This is a genomic window from Streptomyces fuscichromogenes, from assembly GCF_014645815.1.
Lineage (GTDB): Bacteria > Actinomycetota > Actinomycetes > Streptomycetales > Streptomycetaceae > Streptomyces > Streptomyces fuscichromogenes.
Genome location: NZ_BMML01000078.1, coordinates 1 through 5249 on the forward strand (window position 1 = coordinate 1; position 5249 = coordinate 5249).

Genomic DNA, 5249 nt, shown 5'->3' on the forward strand with positions numbered 1-5249 from the left:
CGTACCACGTCCCCCGCAGACCCACCCCCAGAGCCTCCCGCACGGTCGAACGAGTGTTCACCCTTCACGCGCGCACCGAGGGCACACACCTGCTCTGGACCGGTCCGTGGCGCGGCCGTAACCCCACCCTCTACGCCGAAGGGGACCGTGCCAACGCCCGAGCCGTCGCGTTCGAGCGCCACCACGGACGGCCGCCCGAGGGCCGCATGAAACGCAACCGGGCCGTCTGCGACGAACGCACCTGCATCGCCGGCGCCCACCACACCGACGAGACCCTGCGCGCCGCCCGCAACGCCAGCACCACACCCGCCGACGGCCTCGACCTCGACGCCCTCTACGACGCCATCTTCACCACCCCCGGAGACACCCCATGACCTTCACCACCATGCTGCTCATCGGCGCAGTCGGGGGCGCCGCCGGTGTCCTCACCATCGTCCTGGTCATCGTCCTCGCCATCCTCGGCCTCGACCTCGCATACAAGATCCGCGACCGGTTCCACGACGCGTCGACCGCCCTCCGCGCCCGCGCCGACTTCCGCGCCACCCGCCGTGACATCGGCGCCCTGCCCACAGCCGTCCGCAGCCGGGACCGCCGGTGAGCAACTGCCCGCCCGGCACCTTCTGCCCGGCCCACCCCGACGCCCCCGCCCTCCTGTTCCTCACCGCGGTCGCGATCATCGCCCTCCTGCTGTTCGCCACCGCCGCCGGCGCCCTCGTCTGCACCCTCGACACCGCCGCCCGGCTCATCCGAAGACGCCTCACCCGCGCGGCCGCCAGACGCCGCGCGTCGCGCGCGCACGCGCGCGCCTGCGTTCCACGCGCGCAATCGCAGGCGCACGCCCGCGCGCGAACCACCACCCCTACCCGCCAGTACGAATGGCCACGGGCCACCAGCAAGGAAGAAGGATCATGAACCACCACCACGACGAGGTCCACTACGGCATCACCGGCTCCCGGGTCGGCTTCACCATCGCCCGCTGCGGCCACGGAGACGAGGGCATAGCGATCGAGCTGCACGGCATCCCGTGCGAGCCCGGCGCGCTACCCCCGCTCATCGACACCTCCATGCCGCGCTGCGCGTTCGCGGAGATCGTCGGCGCCGTCCTCGACGGAATCCGCCGGCGCGAAGGAGACCACGCTGTCCGCCGCTTCCGGGACCAGATCGACGCCGCACAGAAGGCGTCCGCCGCCCAGCCCTGGACCAGCTGATTCCGTCACCCGTTCGAGGGAGTACGCCATGACCGAGCCCAGCATCGAAAAACTGACCCAGATCCGCGACGAGCTCCAAGAGGAGATCCGCGAGGCCCGCGGCATGCTCAAGGACCTGCGCCGCGAGACCAAAGAGGCCCGCGAGCTGGTGCCGCTCCTCGTCGACGAGCTCTTCCAGGCCGAGGTGAAGAAGCAGGTCGACCAGCTCGGCACCGCCACCAAGGAGGCCATGGACGCTGCCGTCAAGCGAGTGTTCGCCAAGTTCGACGAGCTCGGCCAGTACGTCATGGGCGAGGACCGCGCCAGCCGCCGCAAGGGCAAGGTGCCGCTCCCCGACCTCTTCAAGGCCAGGGCCGTCCTCGACGCCGCACAGCGCGAACGCGAGGGCGGCCGATGACCGCGTGCACCCTGTGCCCGCGCACCGCCCCCGACCACGAGCACCTCTGCCTGGTCCACTCCGGCGAGCTCCGCGGCTGGCTCGCCGAGATCCCCGCCCAGGCCCGGCTCCTGGACGAGTTCCTCACCCCCGCCGGTGCGCCCGCAGAAGGGCGCCTCGGCGGCACCGGCCGCGCCCACAGCCCCGCACCCGTCGACCTCCGCATCCTGACCCTGCTCGGCCCCGGCCACTACGACCCCGCTGGGCCCGACGACGACGGCACCGCCCCGATCCGAGTCCTGCTCGGCGCCTGGGCCGGCCACATCGCCTACCTCTACCCGGCCGCCACCCGAGACCCGCACGGCATCCAGCGCACCCAGCCCTGCGAGCAGGCCTGGCCGAGCGGGGGAGAGACGATCGACGGCTGGTGCGACTGGCTCGCCGCGTACCTGCCGTACGCCCTCACTCTCCCGCTCGCAGCCGAACTGCACACCGCCCTCGACACCCTCGTCCGCCGCCTCCGCGACCTCACCCACACGCGGCCACACCAGCACCCCCGATCCGCCCCGTGCCCTGCCTGCGACCTCTGCACCCTCGTCAGCACCGACGGCCAGTGGGGCGTCCGGTGCCTCGGCTGCGGCCACCAGATGACCCCCGACGAGTACGACCAGCACGCCGCCGCCATCCTGCATACCCATCAGCTCACTGCGCGGTGACCCAGACTGCGGCCTCACCCGGGCAGCTTGCTGCCTGGGCGCCGCATGAGGATGATGCGGGCCGTGGTTTCAACACTGTCACTACTGCACGCGGCGCCATCGGAGTTCACGATCGAGCGCGTACGCGCCCTGGTAAATCAGGTCGGTCCCGAGGCGCCGACGGTCGAGTACAAGGAACAGATGGCCGACACTGTCGCTCGAGGAGTTGCCGCGCTGGCCAATACCTACGGCGGTCTTCTGTTGATCGGTGTCACCGACAGGACCCGGGACCTCAAGGGTGTGAAGGAAAAGACCGTCGACTACGTCGCGGACCATTGCTACGCCAAGATCGAACCGCCCTGGGTTCCCGAGATCATCCCAGTTCCCATGGACGACGATTCAGGACGGTACGTGCTTGTCCTTCGCGTTGTCCCCGGCCAGCATCCGAGCCCACTCCTGGTCGGTGGCATCGCCTACGTACGAGACCACAGCACTACCCACCCGGCGGACTGGCAAAGGCTCAAGCAGCTGTTCGGCGAGCCAGAGTCAGCCCAAGAGCTGGCATGGAATCTCCAGGCCCCTCCCCAGGGCGGCCAGGACGAGGACTTCGTCATTCGGACCGGCCTGAACTTTCCGGTGTCCAGAGAGGCGCTGTGGCGCCCTCTTTCGGAACGCAGCATCGATGCGTTCGCGGATGCGCTGAACAACTCCCGACTCAACAGCCTGCTCAGACGAATGAGCATGGGTCCGGCATGGAGCGGCGGCCTCTACCCCTTCCACCGGGAAGGGTTCAACCGCTCGCGTGATGTAAGGCTGCAATGGTCTGGAGCCCCTGACAACTGGCCCGCAGGCAGGGACTATCCGGTGGAGGCAGTAGCCCACATCCAGGTCCCGGGCGCATACGGGAATCACGGCCAGCGGCTCCATGTCGAACTCGATGTCTCCGCAAGGACCAGCGGCATGTTCATCGCGCTGCAAGAGGGCCGTCTCCCCGTTGAGGCCGTCCGTGAGCCGATCAGCGTTCAAGGGCTCGCTGAGCTCATGGACGCCATGCTGGAAGCGTTCGTCAGCCAGGGAATCATCGCGCCGTTGGCCGAGCTCGGCGCCATTGACCCCCTGGCCGTCCCACAGCCCCGAAACCTCCACGTGGTGATGGGACGGCCGGTCGTCGAAGTGCTCGACACGACGGGGTTGAGGGAGATCCGGAACGCCGGCACGTCTCTCGGATTCCATCTCCTCGCCGATCCTGCACTCGACATGGCCGACGCCGCGGAGCGCTGGAGACAGGTGACTCTCTGGATGCAGCAGGCTGCCCTCGACGCTGGGCTGCTCGGTATGGAGAACGTCCTCCGAGAGATCGCCCCACCTGCTTACCCCTGATCGCCTACGACTCGTCACACATCCACCGCCAGCGTGGTGCACGCATTCCCGCTGGACAAGATCGCGACTTAGCGTCACACTCCTGCCAGCGGCACACGTGTGCCCGCACCACGGAATTCACCGCGCGAGGGTCGCACCTTCGGCGCCAACGCCGAAGCCCCGGACCACCCAGACCCGGGGCTTCGGCCACTGCAAGGGCGGGGGTGACCACACGGACACCCCCGCCCGCTACACCACCACCCAGGCCGCCGAGCAGGCCACACAGTGGCGTCGGCTCCTCTCCGGCGGTGCGGCCGCCGTCACCCCCGCCACCATCCGCCAGTGGCGCACCCGAGGCCACCTCAAGCCCGCAGGCATCGACGAGCGCGGCCGCCCCCTCTACGACCTGACCAGCCTCGCGTACGCCGAGAGAGCAACCCGGCCCCGCGCCCTGCGCCTGGTCGGCATCGGACGCTCCTGACGCCCGTCACAGGTCCGTGACAACCCCGGCACCAACTGCCCCGGCGGCACATGATGGCCCCTCAGCCGCACACACTCTGGGGGGACCATGAGCAACCAGCCGCACCCGCAGTACCCACAGCAAGCGCCCGGGTGGGGCCCACCGCCGCCCGCGCGGACGCAGAAGAAGAACGGGCCCAAGATCGCCGCCATCGGCTGTGGCGGTGTCCTCGCCCTAGTCGTCGTCGCCGGCATCATCGGCGTTGCCACCGGCAGCGACGATGACGCCAAGGACAAGCCCAAGGCCTCGACCAGCGCCACGCTCACCGACGAGCAGAGAGCCAGCGCCGCGGCCGCGGCCGGCATCCCGCCCCAGCCCAAGGCCGCGACCCGTACCGCCTACCTCGCCGCCCTCACGGCCATCAACCCCGACATCGTCCACGGCAAACCGGACACCGTCGTCGACCGCGGACTCAACCAGTGCAGCTCGTACAAGACCACCAGCGACCGCGACCAGCTGCTCAAGCTGACCAACCTCCGGTTCACCAGCCCCGACCACCCCGAAGGATTCGGCCTCACTACCGCCGCCAAGATCCTCGACGTCGTCCACAAGCGGCTGTGCCCGGACTACTGACTCACACTCACACACCGGTAACACCGGCGGCCCCGTACCCACCAGGTACGGGGCCGCACCCATACGCCGCCCTCGCGTCCGGGGCGGCGACGGCGGCCGCCGCGGTGACCTGAACACCGCGGCGGCCACCCATGCAGAAGGGCGGTCCTGTGTGCCTACACGCGCGCCACGCCCATGCACGACAGGCGGATGCCCGGGCACGCCCGCCCGAGGATCGGCCAAGTGCCCTGAGTGCCTGGGCCGTTCCCGCCGTGCCCGTCCCTCGGCGGCCGCCCAGGGCTACGGCGCCGAGCACCGCGACCGCTTCCGCGCCGGCGTCCTTGCGCGTGACCCCACGTGCGTGTGCGCCGAGCAGGCACACGGGCACGGCACACCGTGCGGTGCGCCCAGCCAGCACGCGGACCACTGGCCGCTGTCCAAGCGCGAGCTGGTCGAGCGCGGCTGGGACGACCACGACCCGCGCCACGGCCGCGGCCTGTGCCACCCCTGCCACTCGAAGGAGACCGGCCGCAGCCAGC

Annotated in this window: 8 protein-coding genes and 1 pseudogene; all 9 read left to right on the forward strand. The window is 70.2% G+C overall.

Going from position 1 to position 5249, the window contains the following annotated elements; all coding sequences use genetic code 11:
- Positions 1-374, forward strand: a pseudogene (locus tag IEZ11_RS49970) (hypothetical protein); the annotation flags it as partial.
- Positions 371-598 (forward strand): hypothetical protein, encoded by a 228-nt coding sequence (locus tag IEZ11_RS49975; RefSeq protein WP_189269785.1) that lies wholly within the window; start codon positions 371-373, stop codon positions 596-598. The pseudogene IEZ11_RS49970 and the gene IEZ11_RS49975, both read left to right, overlap by 4 nt.
- Positions 595-912, forward strand: coding sequence for a hypothetical protein (locus tag IEZ11_RS49980; RefSeq protein WP_189269786.1), 318 nt, complete (start codon positions 595-597; stop codon positions 910-912). The genes IEZ11_RS49975 and IEZ11_RS49980 overlap by 4 nt, the downstream gene beginning before the upstream one ends.
- Positions 909-1208: a hypothetical protein gene (locus IEZ11_RS49985; protein WP_189269787.1), complete on the forward strand. Its 300-nt coding sequence runs from the start codon at positions 909-911 to the stop codon at positions 1206-1208. Before IEZ11_RS49980 ends, IEZ11_RS49985 begins: the two co-directional genes overlap by 4 nt.
- A 28-nt stretch (positions 1209-1236) precedes the next feature.
- A complete protein-coding gene (locus IEZ11_RS49990) occupies positions 1237-1605 on the forward strand; it encodes a hypothetical protein (protein WP_189269788.1) in 369 nt (122 codons plus the stop codon).
- A complete protein-coding gene (locus IEZ11_RS49995; protein WP_189269789.1) occupies positions 1602-2300 on the forward strand; it encodes a hypothetical protein in 699 nt (232 codons plus the stop codon). Before IEZ11_RS49990 ends, IEZ11_RS49995 begins: the two co-directional genes overlap by 4 nt.
- 63 nt (positions 2301-2363) lie before the next feature.
- The gene (locus tag IEZ11_RS50000; protein WP_189269790.1) at positions 2364-3659 is read left to right on the forward strand and encodes an AlbA family DNA-binding domain-containing protein; all 1296 of its coding nucleotides are present in this window, start codon (positions 2364-2366) and stop codon (positions 3657-3659) included.
- A gap of 97 nt (positions 3660-3756) precedes the next feature.
- Positions 3757-4119 carry a hypothetical protein gene (locus IEZ11_RS52335; protein WP_189269792.1) on the forward strand — a complete coding sequence of 121 codons (363 nt, stop codon included), beginning with the start codon at positions 3757-3759 and terminating at the stop codon, positions 4117-4119.
- An 87-nt stretch (positions 4120-4206) separates the two neighbouring features.
- Positions 4207-4731 carry a hypothetical protein gene (locus tag IEZ11_RS50010; RefSeq protein WP_189269791.1) on the forward strand — a complete coding sequence of 175 codons (525 nt, stop codon included), beginning with the start codon at positions 4207-4209 and terminating at the stop codon, positions 4729-4731.
- Positions 4732-5249: the final 518 nt, after the last annotated feature.

Bases quoted from the DNA above. Each gene is read 5' to 3' on its own strand.
- IEZ11_RS49995 (WP_189269789.1), top strand. From the start codon at position 1,602: ATGACCGCGTGCACCCTGTGCCCGCGCACCGCCCCCGACCACGAGCAC.
- IEZ11_RS49975 (WP_189269785.1), top strand. From the start codon at position 371: ATGACCTTCACCACCATGCTGCTCATCGGCGCAGTCGGGGGCGCCGCC.
- IEZ11_RS50010 (WP_189269791.1), top strand. From the start codon at position 4,207: ATGAGCAACCAGCCGCACCCGCAGTACCCACAGCAAGCGCCCGGGTGG.
- IEZ11_RS49985 (WP_189269787.1), top strand. From the start codon at position 909: ATGAACCACCACCACGACGAGGTCCACTACGGCATCACCGGCTCCCGG.
- IEZ11_RS49990 (WP_189269788.1), top strand. From the start codon at position 1,237: ATGACCGAGCCCAGCATCGAAAAACTGACCCAGATCCGCGACGAGCTC.